At 45.0% G+C, this 14,821-nt stretch carries 17 protein-coding genes; 10 read left to right on the top strand and 7 right to left on the bottom strand.

Features of this window, described 5'->3' with window-relative positions:
* Nucleotides 1-33 precede the first annotated feature (33 nt).
* The gene (radA, locus tag LDX50_RS27645; RefSeq protein WP_225699530.1) at nucleotides 34-1,401 is read left to right on the top strand and encodes a DNA repair protein RadA; all 1,368 of its coding nucleotides are present in this window, start codon (nucleotides 34-36) and stop codon (nucleotides 1,399-1,401) included.
* 5 nt (nucleotides 1,402-1,406) lie between these two features.
* Nucleotides 1,407-2,018, top strand: a complete 612-nt coding sequence (locus LDX50_RS27640) for a DUF2179 domain-containing protein (protein ID WP_225699529.1) — start codon at nucleotides 1,407-1,409, stop codon at nucleotides 2,016-2,018.
* Here LDX50_RS27640 and LDX50_RS27635 read toward each other — a convergent pair.
* Nucleotides 2,005-2,931 (bottom strand): 1-aminocyclopropane-1-carboxylate deaminase/D-cysteine desulfhydrase, encoded by a 927-nt coding sequence (locus LDX50_RS27635; RefSeq protein WP_225699528.1) that lies wholly within the window; start codon nucleotides 2,929-2,931, stop codon nucleotides 2,005-2,007. The genes LDX50_RS27640 and LDX50_RS27635 overlap by 14 nt on opposite strands.
* 107 nt (nucleotides 2,932-3,038) lie before the next feature.
* Between LDX50_RS27635 and LDX50_RS27630 the strand changes: the two genes are divergently transcribed.
* The 6 genes from LDX50_RS27630 to LDX50_RS27605 are packed head-to-tail and all read left to right on the top strand — an operon-like array spanning nucleotide 3,039 to nucleotide 7,614.
* Nucleotides 3,039-3,620: a DUF6134 family protein gene (locus LDX50_RS27630; RefSeq protein WP_225699527.1), complete on the top strand. Its 582-nt coding sequence runs from the start codon at nucleotides 3,039-3,041 to the stop codon at nucleotides 3,618-3,620.
* A gap of 52 nt (nucleotides 3,621-3,672) precedes the next feature.
* The gene (locus LDX50_RS27625; RefSeq protein WP_225699526.1) at nucleotides 3,673-4,584 is read left to right on the top strand and encodes a sterol desaturase family protein; all 912 of its coding nucleotides are present in this window, start codon (nucleotides 3,673-3,675) and stop codon (nucleotides 4,582-4,584) included.
* Nucleotides 4,562-4,882 (top strand): Rieske (2Fe-2S) protein, encoded by a 321-nt coding sequence (locus LDX50_RS27620; protein WP_225699525.1) that lies wholly within the window; start codon nucleotides 4,562-4,564, stop codon nucleotides 4,880-4,882. The genes LDX50_RS27625 and LDX50_RS27620 overlap by 23 nt, the downstream gene beginning before the upstream one ends.
* Before the next feature lie 3 nt (nucleotides 4,883-4,885).
* Complete coding sequence (locus tag LDX50_RS27615) at nucleotides 4,886-5,302, top strand: VOC family protein (RefSeq protein ID WP_225699524.1); 417 nt, start codon at nucleotides 4,886-4,888, stop codon at nucleotides 5,300-5,302.
* Nucleotides 5,302-6,318 (top strand): hypothetical protein, encoded by a 1,017-nt coding sequence (locus LDX50_RS27610; protein WP_225699523.1) that lies wholly within the window; start codon nucleotides 5,302-5,304, stop codon nucleotides 6,316-6,318. The genes LDX50_RS27615 and LDX50_RS27610 overlap by 1 nt, the downstream gene beginning before the upstream one ends.
* A 30-nt stretch (nucleotides 6,319-6,348) precedes the next feature.
* Nucleotides 6,349-7,614: a metal-dependent hydrolase family protein gene (locus LDX50_RS27605; protein WP_225699522.1), complete on the top strand. Its 1,266-nt coding sequence runs from the start codon at nucleotides 6,349-6,351 to the stop codon at nucleotides 7,612-7,614.
* 25 nt (nucleotides 7,615-7,639) lie between these two features.
* On the opposite strand, the gene LDX50_RS27600 is transcribed toward LDX50_RS27605, so the two are convergent.
* Together LDX50_RS27600 and dxs are read right to left on the bottom strand one after the other, a co-directional pair.
* A complete protein-coding gene (locus LDX50_RS27600) occupies nucleotides 7,640-8,389 on the bottom strand; it encodes an alpha/beta fold hydrolase (protein WP_225699521.1) in 750 nt (249 codons plus the stop codon).
* A gap of 3 nt (nucleotides 8,390-8,392) precedes the next feature.
* On the bottom strand, nucleotides 8,393-10,315 hold the full coding sequence (gene dxs, locus LDX50_RS27595; protein ID WP_225699520.1) for a 1-deoxy-D-xylulose-5-phosphate synthase: 1,923 nt from the start codon (nucleotides 10,313-10,315) through the stop codon (nucleotides 8,393-8,395).
* Between the two features lie 196 nt (nucleotides 10,316-10,511).
* Here dxs and LDX50_RS27590 point away from each other — a divergent pair, with 196 nt between their 5' ends.
* Entirely contained in the window at nucleotides 10,512-11,261 is a 750-nt protein-coding gene (locus LDX50_RS27590) for a segregation and condensation protein A (protein WP_225699519.1), read from the top strand.
* The gene (locus tag LDX50_RS27585; RefSeq protein ID WP_225699518.1) at nucleotides 11,262-12,314 is read left to right on the top strand and encodes a lysylphosphatidylglycerol synthase transmembrane domain-containing protein; all 1,053 of its coding nucleotides are present in this window, start codon (nucleotides 11,262-11,264) and stop codon (nucleotides 12,312-12,314) included.
* Here LDX50_RS27585 and coaE read toward each other — a convergent pair.
* From coaE to LDX50_RS27565, 4 genes are all read right to left on the bottom strand, one after another.
* Complete coding sequence (gene coaE, locus LDX50_RS27580) at nucleotides 12,305-12,889, bottom strand: dephospho-CoA kinase (protein WP_225699517.1); 585 nt, start codon at nucleotides 12,887-12,889, stop codon at nucleotides 12,305-12,307. The two genes, LDX50_RS27585 and coaE, sit on opposite strands and share 10 nt — an antisense overlap.
* Nucleotides 12,886-13,842, bottom strand: a complete 957-nt coding sequence (locus LDX50_RS27575) for a YbbR-like domain-containing protein (RefSeq protein ID WP_225699516.1) — start codon at nucleotides 13,840-13,842, stop codon at nucleotides 12,886-12,888. Before LDX50_RS27575 ends, coaE begins: the two co-directional genes overlap by 4 nt.
* Nucleotides 13,843-14,160, bottom strand: coding sequence for a preprotein translocase subunit YajC (gene yajC, locus LDX50_RS27570; RefSeq protein ID WP_225699515.1), 318 nt, complete (start codon nucleotides 14,158-14,160; stop codon nucleotides 13,843-13,845).
* A 102-nt stretch (nucleotides 14,161-14,262) separates the two neighbouring features.
* Nucleotides 14,263-14,781 carry a DUF1573 domain-containing protein gene (locus LDX50_RS27565; RefSeq protein ID WP_225699514.1) on the bottom strand — a complete coding sequence of 173 codons (519 nt, stop codon included), beginning with the start codon at nucleotides 14,779-14,781 and terminating at the stop codon, nucleotides 14,263-14,265.
* Nucleotides 14,782-14,821: the final 40 nt, after the last annotated feature.

The following is a 14,821-nucleotide window of genomic DNA, read 5'->3' as shown; positions in this document are numbered from 1 at the left end:
TTTCGGTGACAGTTCATTTCTAAAAGAAACATCTTGGCAAAGGAAAAAACAATATTTTTCTGCACAAATTGTGGATACGAATCTGCAAAGTGGCTTGGTAAATGTCCCTCCTGCAATAACTGGAACACGTTTACAGAGGAGAAATTCACTCGGGCTAAAGGTTCACAAAGCAGTTGGAAATCAACCAGTAAAGATCGAGAACAGGTTCAGGTCTTATCGGAAATAACCAGTGAAGATAAACCGCGTATTAGTACCACTAATTTAGAGCTTGACAGGGTCCTTGGCGGAGGCCTTGTGGCAGGCGGAATCACATTGATTGCAGGTGAACCCGGCATAGGCAAATCAACCCTTCTACTTCAAATTGCCCTGCAAATGCCATGTAAGGTTTTGTACGTTTCTGGTGAAGAAAGTGCTCATCAGATTAAAATGCGTGCCGACAGGATGCAGGCAAAACTTAACCCGGAGTGTTTAATTTTATCCGAGACCAATGTTGATCATATAGCTGATCAGATCAATGACACTCCACCGGAACTCCTCATCATTGATTCTATACAAACACTGAACAGTCCGGCGCTGGAGTCTGCAGCTGGCAGCGTTTCACAGGTTAGGCAGTGCACCGCAGAACTGATCAAGGTTGCTAAATCCCGTCATCTGCCCGTATTTCTGGTTGGCCACATTACAAAGGACGGAAGCATTGCCGGTCCCAAGGTCCTGGAACACATGGTAGACACAGTGCTTCAGTTTGAAGGGGATCAGCATTTGTCATACAGAATGCTACGCACCACCAAAAACCGTTTCGGATCAACTTCAGAGCTTGGGATTTACGAAATGCGCAGCGACGGCCTCCATGAAGTTTTAAATCCTTCGGAAATCCTGATCACGCAGCGAGAAGGTGACCTTAGCGGTGTTGCCATCGGTGCAACCATGGAAGGAAACCGCCCGCTGCTGGTTGAATTACAGGCATTGGTGAGTACGGCAACCTATGGAACTCCTCAACGAACCCCCACAGGATTTGATAACCGGCGTCTGAACATGCTTCTCGCTGTTCTTGAAAAGCGTTGCGGATTCAGGTTCGGCAGCAGCGACGTGTTTCTCAACGTAGCCGGGGGATTGCGCGTAGAAGATCCTGCCATGGACCTCTCTGCCTGCGTTTCCATGGTTTCCTCACTTGAAGATATCCCGGTAAGTGACCGAATTGTATTTGCGGCGGAAGTTGGACTGGGAGGAGAGCTTCGGGCGGTACAGCGCATGGAACAACGCATAGGAGAAGCGGAAAAACTGGGTTTTGAGCAAATTATCGTATCCAAATTCGGATTAAAAGGCACCGATTTATCCAGATTTAAGATAAAGGTACATACCTTCGCAAACCTCAATGAGGTATTTTCATTGCTTTTTGGATAATTAAAATGGAAGAATTTTTTTCAACTACTTTCGGCGTTTCCGGTGAAACTTTTCGGATCATCATTTTGCCATTGCTGATTTTCTTTGCCCGCATTTGTGATGTTTCCATCAACACAATCCGAATCATTTTTGTCATGAGCGGGCGAAGAATGATCTCAACGATCCTGGGCTTTTTTGAATCCCTGATATGGCTTCTGGCTATCGGGCAGATCTTTCAGCATATCGACAACATCTATTCCTACATAGCTTATCCTGCAGGGTTTGCAGCAGGTATCTTTGTGGGTATGTTCATCGAGGAAAAACTCGCCTACGGAAAAGTGGTAGTACGATTGCTTACAAATGAGGATACCGCGCCCCTGCGTGCTTTCCTTGACGCCAGAAAATGGCGATATGTTATGATCGACGGAATCAGTTCAGATGGTCATCAGCAAATTATTTTCACAGTGATCAACAGGGAGCATATAGAACTGCTTCTGGCAGAGTTCCATGAACATTTCCCGAACGGATTTTACACCATAGAATCTGTTAAAAGTGCTGCTGAAACCAGCTTACTGGCGCAGAAACCCGCTGGCAGAAGGACAATAGGCAGCTGGCTGGAATCCATTAAAAGGAAGTAGGGTCAATCCCATACCGTTCTCTGATGCCGTTCCAGCCCTGTAATCCGCCTGTATGTATTGCACAAATGGATGACCCCGCGGGAAAAAGGTCCCTCCGGATCATATCATAAATTCCGAACATCATTTTCCCCGTATACACCGGGTCCAGCAATATTCCATGAGCACCGTAAAAACTTTGAATGAAGGCGATGAGTTCATCAGATATACGGGCATATCCGCCATGGTGATAATCAGTGATCATACGCCAATGCTTCAGATCGCGTTCCGGAAACGCTTTTTTTAACAAGCCATTTACTTCTTCGCTCAGAAAATCCCCCTTCAGGGCTGAAAATCCCAGGACCACGCCATGATTTTCCATGCCTCCAATAATTCCTGCCATGGTTCCGCCAGTTCCTGCGGGCACACACACATAATTCATTTCCTTCATCCTGTCATCAACAATGGCTGTACATGATAAAACTGCCGCTTCATTTGTTCCCCCTTCAGGCACAACATACAAGTTGGGTATGATACGTTGATACTTCTCGCTTATCTGAGCATTATTCCTGTATTCGGATCTTGATACCGACACAAGTTCCATCCCTTTATCGCTGGCAAAGGTGAGGGTAGCATTCCTGGGTTCGGGAATTTCTCCACGGACAATACCTATACAGGGAATACCTAATTCCGCACAGGCTGAGGCAGTAGCATACAGGTGATTTGAGTAAGCACCGCCAAATGTGAGCAGGGTAGGCGAAGATGACTTATCAAGTATTTCCTGTAAATTTCCAGAAAGTTTCCACCATTTATTCCCGGATATTTCAGGATGAATAAGGTCCTCCCGTCGTATCCAAAGGGAAATTTCCCGATCCCCGAGCAGGGGTTCGCTGATACGCTGGAGAAAAGATTCCTGAAATCGGGTGATTACATTCATCGGAATTATCGGATCAATAAAGAAAGTTATGCCGGTTGTCCCTTAATTTAGACTAACTTAAGGCATACCTTTCCCAATATAACAGTAATTGCATCGTTGCTAAGCTAATGTTAAATAAGTATATCCTATATCTCACGCTTTTCCTCCTGAGCACTTTTGCTCACGGTCAGCAGCATATATATCGGATTGACTGGAAAGGTGATTCGATCGGGTATCTCATTGCTGAACAAAGCAAGAGCGGTTCTCTGGTTACGTTTGACCTTAAAAGCAGGACCAAGTTCAGCTTCCTCATGTCCTTCGATATGTACAACGAGTACTATTCGGTTTACCGGGATGGAAAACTGCTAAGCGCTTCATCGGAAAATACGGTGAATAATAAACGCAAATCACATTCATCGGTGAAATTCCTCGAAGAGATGTATCATATTCAGGTAGATGACAAGGACAGGATCGAAGAAATGATCATTTCTGAAAGCATTTCAACCTTATATTTCAGGCCTCCGGTGAAAGCTAAAATCTTTTCAGAGCGGTATGGGCAGTTTTGTTCCATTCAACGTTCAGACTCTCAGACCTTTGTACTTATTAAACCCGACGACCGTAAAAATCACTATTTCTACGAAAATGGGATCTGTACCAGAGTTGAGGTGGACCTGCCCCTTGCAACCATAGAACTGAACAAGATCAATTAAATTTTAGGATTGCTTATTATTCGATGAGTTTATCTTCTTATATTCGAAGCTTATGGAGCTTTTCACGGAGAAGAAACAACTTACAATCGAGCAGGTATTCGCCATGGATTTGCCGAATATCATCCTTTACGCTGCCCCTGTGATGTTTATTCTTGTAGCTGCTGAATGGATCATCAGCTATCATCAGAACAGGGATATCTATAACCGAAAAGATACACTTGCAGCGACAACGATCGGGTTAGTAAATGTTGGATTAAGTGCTTTACTGAAGGTAGCCACCTTCGGAATTATCCTCTTTTTCTACAACCTGGTTCCCTGGTCCATTCCAAATACATGGTGGTCCTACGTCCTGTGCCTCATCTGGATTGATTTCTGGAGATACTGGGCACACCGGATCGCACATGAAAACAGATTTTGGTGGGCAACACATGTAACGCATCATAACTCTGAAAAATATAACTGGTCGGTAAGCTTCCGGCTCGGCTGGACCCAGCATTTGAAAATTATTTTCTTTATTCCCGTGGCCCTGGCTGGTTTTCATCCGGTGGTATTCTTTATCTGTCACCAGATCGAGGTTTTATACCAGTTCTGGATTCATACAGAATACATCAGAAAAATGCCGCGGTGGTTCGAATTTATATTCGTAACTCCCTCTCACCACCGTGTTCATCATGCCGTTAACGAAGATTACCTGGACAAGAACTATGGCTCAACGCTTGTCATCTGGGACCGGATGTTCGGAACCTTCCAGCCCGAAGGTGAGCAGGCAAAATACGGTATTACCAAGCCTGTGAATTCTTATAATCCTGTTTATCTTTGTTTCCATGAGTGGATGGATATTTACAAAGATGTCTCCCACTCAAAGTCGATTCGGGAAGCGTATGCCATGATAATGACCAGGCCCGCAAGGCTCGAAGAGGTGAAGAAAAAGTTCGCCGAAAATGAGATGGGTAAGAATCTTTAAAAGCTGGGAAGATACCTGTAAGGCATTACCGGAAAATGATCCCTATCAGTTGAAGATTGGGGAACGAAAGGTTACGGTGGTTCGAAGAAATAATGAATTATTTGCATTTGCTCCTCTTTGTCCGCACCAGCACGAACCCTTGTTCAAAGGAGATGTGAGTCCTGAAGGAGAAATCGTTTGTCCACTCCACTCATATCGGTTCAACTTAAAGACTGGCAGAGAATGCCAGCAGCGGACAGAAGACCTGGAAACATACCCTGTACGAATCGACACTGAAGTATTTCTTGGAATTGATTAAACTATGATACAACCATTTCATCTCGCTTTTCCTGTACATGATTTGCAGGAAACCCTGGAATTTTACACCAAGATCCTGGGATGTACCACCGGAAGGACTTCCGACCACTGGATTGATTTCAATATGTATGGTCACCAGGTTGTTGCACATCTTTCTCCAGAAGAAGCCAAAAGATCAACCACAAATGACGTAGATGGCGACCAGGTGCCAGTCCGTCATTTTGGTGTGGTACTTGGCATGAAGGAATGGGAAGAACTTGCTGAACGGTTGAAACAGGAGAAAATTTCCTTCATCATTGAGCCACATATCCGGTTTAAAGGCCTTCCTGGTGAACAGGCAACTATGTTTTTTCTTGATCCCAGCGGCAATGCACTTGAATTTAAAGCGTTTAAGGATATGAATCAGCTCTTTGCTACCTGATGAAAATAAAATTTATCATATTCCTCTACACACTTGCCCTTTTTATCACGGGTCATTCATCAGACCTGTTTGCTCAGTCGGCCCCTGTTGACAGCCTCGCTGTAGGTTCCGAACTACCTCCTGATCTGCGTAGCGGAAAATCACTGATGATCGTCGATCCGTTGCCGGATCCTAAAGATCGGCGATTACGTGGAGAATGGCTTTCTATTGCCGAAGAGGCACAGCCGTTCATGAAGCGATCGGGAATTGATGTTGTCGCCGCATATCATATGGGCGATATACAAAGCGGACCAGAAACTGAGAAAGCCCTGCTACAGGTTTTTGACCAGCGAAACATCACCCACCTGGTACTTATTAAACAGAATCCCGGCAATTATGTAGTGCGGGTTGCGGCTTTTGATAAAAATACGTTTATCGATCCCAAAACCGCGGTTTGGCAAACCAGCGCTCCGGACCTGAGCACGGCACTGAACCAGTTATACCGTGCAGCAGCTACTTCCGGACAGGAATTAAAAAATCTCCTTATCCTTGAGAATGCGCTTCCCGGGAAACTGATAACGCCGATAAACGGCCGAAGGTCAGAATTTTACGATCTGAATCTTCAATCGGATAAACTGGCTGTTCAACCATTTGCAGATACTGCGATGATCCGGCAAACCATGGCTTATTATCCATATAAATATGAAATCGTTGATCCTACCCGTGAAGAACGTGAATTGCGATCTGATGGCTTTCAGTTTATACTTTACTATGTACATACTACCGGCGAATCGGTTCGTGATATCCTGGAATATGAAATTGACCCGGGTGCCGAAAGCTATGAATCCGGTTCCATCAGAGACAATAAGCCCTATTCACTTTCATTCGACAAGGATCTGCCAGTTTATAAATTCTATATCAAGCATATCTACAGCGGTAATGTGTTTTTGGGTAAAACCTATGATGCTGCGCCTGACTGGCAGCAGGCTTTAACGATGTATATCGCCAATCTTCGCAAGGAGCTCATGGGTAATTAATGATGTTTGGCTAAATTCAGCTAAAAAAATATGCGCCTTCTTTCCCTGATCTTTCTGCTTCTGATGGGCCACAGCCTGAGCGCCCAGAATAATGACACTTATATCCTGATACCCGACAGGGTTTTCGACGGGATACAGATGCACAGCAACTGGAAGGTTGTCATCAGCCAGGGTATGATTGCATATGCCGGCAATAAAATTCCGGATAACTACGCGAATACAAGAAGGATCGAACTTCCTGAAAGGACCCTGATGCCCGGGCTCATTGAAGGCCATGCGCATGTGTTATTACATCCTTACAATGAAACTCCATGGAATGACCAGGTATTAAAAGAAGCGCCGGCTTTACGGGCAATCCGCGCGGTAGATCATCTTAAGAGCTCCCTGGAGCATGGCATAACCACACTCAGGGATCTTGGTAGTGAAGGAGCGGGATACACCGATGTGGCAGTAAGGGAAGCACTTGAACAGGGACTCATTTCAGGGCCTGAGATCATCGTTGCTGGTCCGGCAATCGTTGCAACAGGCAGTTACGGTCCGAAAGGATTCCATGACGGGGTCACAGTTCCCCTTGGAGCGCAGGAGGCAGACGGGATTGACGGGGTGCGCCGCACCGTTCGGGAACAGCTGGGCAACGGTGTAGATTTTATCAAGGTTTATGCAGATTACAGGTGGGGGCCCGAAGGGTCTTCACGGCCTACGTTTAGTGAGGAAGAACTGCGCACCATGGTAGAAACAGCAAAGAGCGGAGGAAGCTATGTGGTAGCACATGCCGGCACCGAAGAAGGAATGCGCAGAGCGATCATGGCGGGTGTTGAAACCATCGAACATGGAGATGCGGGTACGGCAGAAATATTTAAACTGATGCAGGAAAAAAATATTGGATATTGCCCGACGCTTGCGGCGGTGGAAGCGATCTCGGCTTACAATAACTACAACAAGGGCGTTGATCCCGAACCTGCGCGTATCATTCAGAAAAAAAAGTCATTCAAAGCGGCGCTTGAGAGTGGTGTTCAGATCGTATTTGGTGGGGATGTTGGTGTATTCAGTCATGGGGAAAATGCCTGGGAGCTTGAACTCATGGTGGAATACGGGATGAAACCACTGGAGGCACTTCGCTCTGCCACCTCGGGGAATGCACAAAAATTTCATTATTCAGACCGGGGCATGATCGCCGAAGGCATGAGGGCAGACTTAATTGTCGTAGACGGTAATCCTGGTGAAGAAATCTCTGTTACTCGAAACCCGCTTTTAGTAGTTCAAAACGGTGTGATTGTGGTCGATAAGCGAAATTAAACGCTTTGTTGAACAGATTCAGTTGTCAGGAGACAATAAAATCCCTGATTATTTTGGCACTTGCTTCGGGATCTTCCATCATCCCGAGATGACCGATGCCCGTAAGAACAGACAGCTGAAAGTCAATCTTCGTTTGGAGATCTTTGAGTGATCCCAAGGGAATAAATTCATCATTACTGCCGGCCAGGATCAGAAAGTCCCGGCCAAACTCTTTTACAACGTGCTGATTATCTGCCCGGTCCCTCATCCATGCCGTATAAGCAAGCAAGGTGGCTTTGCTGGTTTTACGTATCTCCTGTTCCAGCCGGGTTTTCCAGGATCCTTCCCGGTAATAAAGTGACGGAATAAAAACATCAAAAAAAGGGGCTGCGCCGTGCTCCTGAATAAATTTGATCGATTTATCCCGGTTTTGCTTTTTTTCGGGGCTGTCGGGAAGGGGTGTACTGTGGAAAAGGCCGGCTTTTGAATATAAACCCGGTTGCTGATCGATGGCTTCCAGCAGAACATAGCCTCCCATGGAGTGTCCAATTATTGTAGCTTCTGTTATTGATTCATCCTGAACCCATCTATTTACAAGGGCCCCAAGATCCCGTATTGAGTTAATGGAATCTGATAAGGGAGTAAGCCCATGGCCGGGGAGATCCGGACAGTAAATAGTAAAGTCATTTGATAAAAAGGGAATGATATTCTCCCAGATATACCCTGCTTCACAGAAACCATGGAGAAGAATCAGTGCCGGGCCATCACCGACGGAACGGTACCTGAGAAGTGACATTTTTTAAACCGTTACATTGCTCTCCGCGAGCTTACGTACAGCATTTGCGATTCCTTCGGGGTCGAAATTACACTCCGCATGCAGCTCTCGCTGTTCACCATGTTCAACTATCCTGTCGGGAATACCTAATCGCTCAATCCTTGCCTGATAGCCGTGATCAACCATGAATTCTGCCACGGCACTTCCGAATCCACCCATGATACAACCATCTTCGACAGTCACGATTTTACGGAATTTCTTAAATACCTTATGCAGAAGAGCTTCATCGAGTGGTTTAACAAACCGCATGTCATAGTGTGCGGGGTCCAATCCGTCTTCCTGGAGGTATTCACAAGCTTCAACCACGTAATTGCCAATATGGCCAATAGTAAGTATGGCGACCTCACTTCCTTCGCGAACCGTTCGTCCGGTACCAATTTCAATTGCCTGCATTGGCTTTCTCCAGTCTGACATCACACCCTGACCCCGGGGATATCGAATGGTAAAAGCACCACCTTCACGTGGTAGTTGTGCTGTAAACATTAAGTTTCTCAATTCCTCCTCATTCATGGGAGACGATACGATCATATTGGGTATACACCTCATATAAGCAATATCGTACGCCCCGTGGTGTGTGGGACCATCGGCTCCTGCGAATCCGGCTCTGTCGAGGCAGAAGTTAACGGGAAGGTCCTGAATACAGACGTCATGAATAACCTGATCATAGGAGCGCTGCATAAACGTGCTGTAAATATTACAGAACGGGATCAGGCCCTGAGTTGCCAGTCCCGCACTGAATGTTACAGCGTGCTGCTCTGCAATTCCAACATCAAATGCACGCTCGGGCATTGCATTCATCATGATATTCATTGAGGATCCCGAAGGCATCGCCGGGGTAATTCCCATTATCTTATCATTCTTTTCGGCAAGCTCCACGATCGTGTGACCGAAAACATCCTGATATTTTGGAGGCTGAGGGGTCTCATGGACCTTTTTATGAATCTCACCCGTAACCTTATCAAATTTACCCGGTGCATGCCATGTGGTCTTGTCGCCATTTTCAGCAGGTGCGTACCCTTTACCCTTGGTAGTTACAATGTGGAGTATTTTAGGGCCTTTGATATCTTTCAGGTCTTTGAGAACATGCACCATATGACTTACATCATGGCCGTCAACCGGACCGAAATAGCGCAGATTTAAGGATTCGAACAGGTTACTCTGACTAAGCAGGAGGGACTTGATGCTATTTTCAATTTTTCCGACGATCTCCCGGGGATTCGGACCGAATTTGCTGAATTTCCCGAGCACATTCCAGATTTCATCACGCACCTTATTATAGGTATGTGAAGTTGTAATATCTGTTAGATAGTCTTTGAGCGCGCCGACATTGGGATCAATCGACATGCAGTTGTCGTTAAGAATAATCAGCAGGTTCGTATTACTTACCCCGGCATGATTCATCGCTTCGAATGCTAGTCCACCGGTCATTGCTCCATCACCGATCACAGCAATATGCTGTTTATCATCCATACCCAGAAAATGAGATGCCTCTGCCATTCCCAGCGCTGCAGATATGGAAGTTGAGGAGTGCCCAACGCCAAAGGTATCATATTCACTTTCCTTCCGTTTAGGGAATCCTGAAATCCCGTTATAAAGACGGTTCGTATGAAAAACGTCCCTTCTTCCGGTTAATATCTTATGTCCGTACGCCTGATGACCCACATCCCAGACAAGCTGATCATAGGGCGTATTGAAAACGTAGTGCAGTGCAACTGTAAGTTCAACGACGCCAAGACTTGCTCCGAAGTGTCCTCCATAGACCGAAACATTATCGATGATAAAATCGCGAAGTTCTGTGCTGAGGGTAACTAGTTGTTCAGGAGAGAGTTTCTTGAGGTCTGCGGGAGAATTGATTTCTGCAAGTAATTTTCCGGGTTCAATCAACATTTGTCTGTGCTCGTCATTTGATAATCAATGAACAATTACATAAGGTAAGTGTTTTGTTTTCGTATTCCAAATAGCCTGTAGAGGGATGGAATGTACAAAAATACATTTTTTAGTAGTAGGAATTACGCTGATACAAGGTTAAAATAATATCTTTGATATTCGGCGGAATACAAAACACCTTGAAACTGTTCATACCTTGAGCTTTGAAATAAAACTTCCACTTTTCGAAGGTCCGTTTGACCTGTTGCTCTTTTTTATCGAAAGGGATGAACTGGATATTCACGATATTCCGATTGCCAAAATCACAAATGACTTTCTGGACTACCTTCATCACCTGGAATCGATGAATATTGAAGTGGCAAGTGAATTTATTCTGGTTGCCGCCACATTAATGAAGATCAAGTCAAGAATGCTGCTTCCAAGGCCTCAGCTGGATGACGAGGGAAATGAGATAGATCCCAGGGAAGAGCTTGTTCGACATCTGCTTGAATATAAAAAATACAAGTCGGTCCTTGCCCAGCTTCAGGAGATGGAAGAAGCTGAAATCAACAAAGAAAAGCGCGGTAATCTTCTGAAGGAGATTCGTTCACTTTCAGAACATGTCAACGTAGAAGCTGAAATACAGGATATTGATCTGTACAAGTTGATGCGGGTATATCAAAAGGTGGTGGAGCGATTTACGGAAGCCCAGAACCGTCCTGTACATGAAGTAATTCAATACCCGTACACCATCGAGGCTCAGAAAGATTTCATCCTGTATGAGCTTAAAAATTCAGATCGAATCTCATTCGAGCACGTAATCACTAAATTTCCGAACAAAATTGCCGTGATCTTTAATTTTTTAGCAATACTCGAGCTCCTTCAACTTCGAATTGTAACCCTTCATCTGGGTGAAGGATTCAATAATTTCTGGATAGAGAAACTGGAGGAGATAGAGGTAAGCTAAATGAATCTTGATACCAGAAAAATATTAAAGACCCTAAACCCAAATAAGGTCTGGCTCCCGGCAGCGATCAGTATTGGCTTTGTTATTTTCAAGGTCATTAGTGACGATCAGTTTACCCCGGAAAGACTTCGGCTCATTTTCGACGCGCGCATTTGGCCGGTAGTCATGGCTTTCATTGTACTGCTCATTAAAGAAGCTGCCTACATTTACCGTATCCGGACACTTACGAACGAAGAGCTTTCCTGGACCAGCAGCATTTATGTGATCATTTTGTGGGAGTTTGCCTCAGCTGTAACGCCTTCGGTGGTAGGTGGTACCGCAGTGGCTGTATTCATCCTGGTGAAAGAGGGGATCTCCCTGGGAAAGTCGCTGGCCTATGTCATGCTCACCGCCATACTCGATAATCTTTTCTTTGTGCTGGCGGCACCCCTGGCTTTGCTCTTCCTTGGTGAAGATATATTTCCTGAATCAACAACCGGCTCGCACTATATTTTTATTACCAGTTATTCGCTGATCGCTATCTACACTATTATCATGAGCCTGGCATTATTCTGGAAGCCCCGTTTATTCAAATGGGTATTGATCAAGCTAACCTCAATTAAGTGGCTTCGTCGTTGGAGATATGCAGCATATCAACATGGTAACGAAGTAATGTGGGCATCGTCTTTAATAAAGGGTAAACCTGCCGGTTACTGGATTCGCATTTCCGTTGCGACAATCGTAGCATGGGTAGCGCGTTATTCCATTCTTAATTTTCTGGTGGCGGCTTATACCAAGGGACTTTCGCTCTATGATCACCTCATCATTTTTGGCAAACATCTGATTCTTTGGATTGTGATGCTCATCTCTCCAACCCCGGGCAGTACCGGCACTGCAGAGCATTTTTTCATGAAATTCTTCAATGAGTATTTATTTGAATTCACGCTTGGAGCGGCGTTGCTATGGAGGATCATTACATTCTATCCGTACCTGATCGTAGGGGCCCTTGCCTTACCGAGATGGATTGCCCGGGTCTTCTTTAAGAAAAAGAAAGAAGATGCCCTTCAGAGCTGAGAAAGCATTGCATGAAGTTTTAATACTTGCGGAATTACAAGGGTGTGTCCGTCATTTATGATTTCAAAGTCAGACTTTGCCAGTCGCTCATCATCATTCATTTGCCGTGCAATGATTGCCTCTATTTGTTCCCTGCCTCGCTGCTTATCCCGTTCAAGGGTTCGTTTTATGCGCAAATCCATTGGGGCAGATACATGAATAATTCCGTCAAGCTGGCGAAAGCTTCCGCTTTCAAAAAGCAATGCGGCTTCTTTCAGGACATAGGAAGTGTTCTGCTGCAGAACCCATTTTTTGTAATCCTCACCAACCGCCGGATGAATTATGGAGTTTAAATTTTCAAGCAATTCAGGTTTTCCAAAAACCTGTGAAGAAACACGGTTCCTGTCAAGCTGCCCGTCACGATAGGCAAATTCCCCAAGTAAGGACTTAACCTTCTCTATGATGGCGGGGTCATGATTGGTGATCCACTTTGCCCGGTTATCGGCATCATACACAGGGATACCGAGACAATTAAAAATACGGGCTACGAGAGATTTTCCCGAGCCTATACCGCCGGTGATACCAATCTGTTTCACTTTTTATGCTGAATTCTTACCATGAGGCTATCCATCCTCACGCCCGAAAGGCGCTCGGGAAAGGCTGCAATCCGCGGACTAATGAGCGAATCGGACTGATTCATACGGTTAAAGTCCGCAACGATTCTAAACGCTGAAGGGTTTACATCAACGTCATCTTCTGCATCTACCCGATATCTGACAAGAACCTCCGAAGGTTCTGCAATCCACGAACTGTCGTCCGGAAAATTCTGTCGCTGGATAGGCACCCGAATCGACCGCTCCACATATTCTGTGATCTGAAAAGAAATCCTTACCGCGTTAGTATTTAAAGCAGCAACTCCCGGAGGAAGGTCTATACCAACGATCTCATCAAAATCTGAATTGATCTGATCACTGTCAAGGTTGATAACAATTGTATCGTTCAAGGCCTGAATCATGGATGCCGCCCCTTCCAGAACTACTGAATCAGGGGTGATATTAACCTTCGACCTGATGCGGGTATTTTCTGCAAGAACTATTCTTGAAGTATCCACTTTCAGGTATACCGTATTCCGAAGCTTTCTGTCGATATGCAAATGCAAGGTATCCGTCAGCACATAATTCAGCTGAAAATCATTGAGTTGTTCTGAGATAAGTGCCGGCAGCGTATTAGCCGCTATTTTGCGCGTATCTACAGGATTATCAATGGGTATTTGAAGGGGGGATACCTTAATTCCGAGACTGTTCTTTAATAAATTCCAGCCGATGCTGTTTACATTGATAAGGACATCCTCTGGTAATTCCTCCACCGAGACATATGTTGACTGATCATACAGGAACTCCAGTGGGTATCGAATCGTAGCTGTATGCTCTTTATTCAGGGCATTCAGGAACCAAAAAGTCGTCGCCGCCAGAAAACACAGTAATATTACCCGGACGCGATTTGTGCTTCCATCTCTAAAATCCCGGATAATATCACCAAACTCTGCCAATTACTTTGATTTACCTGATTCTTTGGGTTTGCTGGACTCAAGTGACAATGCACTTTTATTCACAGTCATGATGCCTTTATCTATTTCGATTACGACCGTTTCCTCATCGATTGATAATATTTTGCCATGAACACCGCCGATCGTAACTACACGGTCTCCTTTCTGTACTTCTGAGATAAATTTCTTTTGCTCCTTCTGTCGCTTTTGCTGCGGTCTGATCATGAAGAAATAGAATACGAGAAATATACCGGCAAGAAAAACGAATTGGAACATTCCGCCGCCTTCACCTGATGCCTGGGCAAGTATAATTGATAACATAGTATAATGATTAAAGAGTATTGAGCAAAATACGCAAAATGAAATAAAATATCCCAACCCCGGCAAGAGGTTGGGATATTATCAATATTTAAGGGGTACTGCTTACTGTATTGTCGCAGCAGCCGGGTTCACCATTGCCTTGATACGAAGCATGGTCTTTTTAGGCCATGTATTTGCAGTGATGGTCACGGTTTTATTCTGAAGATTCGGCTTGCCTTTGGAATCAAACTTTACAAAGATCTCACCTTCCCCTCCAACCGGGATGGGCTCGCGTGTGTAAGTAGGTACTGTACATCCGCATGACCCGATCGCATTCTCGATTACCAACGGCGCTTCTCCGTTATTGGTAAACCGGAAAATATGCTCGACTACGTCACCTTCACTGATAGTGCCAAAATCATGCTCAATCTCATTAAATGCAAAGGTCGGAAGGGGTCCTTCCGGCTTTTGATCGGGCGCATTCGCCTGAACTGCAGGGGCAACCTGGGTTCCGCCGTTTTCTAGTTCTGCAAGACGACTCTCCAGTTCAGCAATTCTCTTTTCAGCATCACGGTTTCCACACGAAAACGTAAGCAACGCTGCCATTCCAGTCATCAAAAAAAATGTTGCAAATTTCTTCATTTTAAAATATTAAGGTTAATAATACATGTTATAACAATAA

This window comes from Fulvivirga sedimenti, assembly GCF_020328055.1.
This window is presented reverse-complemented; position numbering and strand designations above follow the sequence as displayed.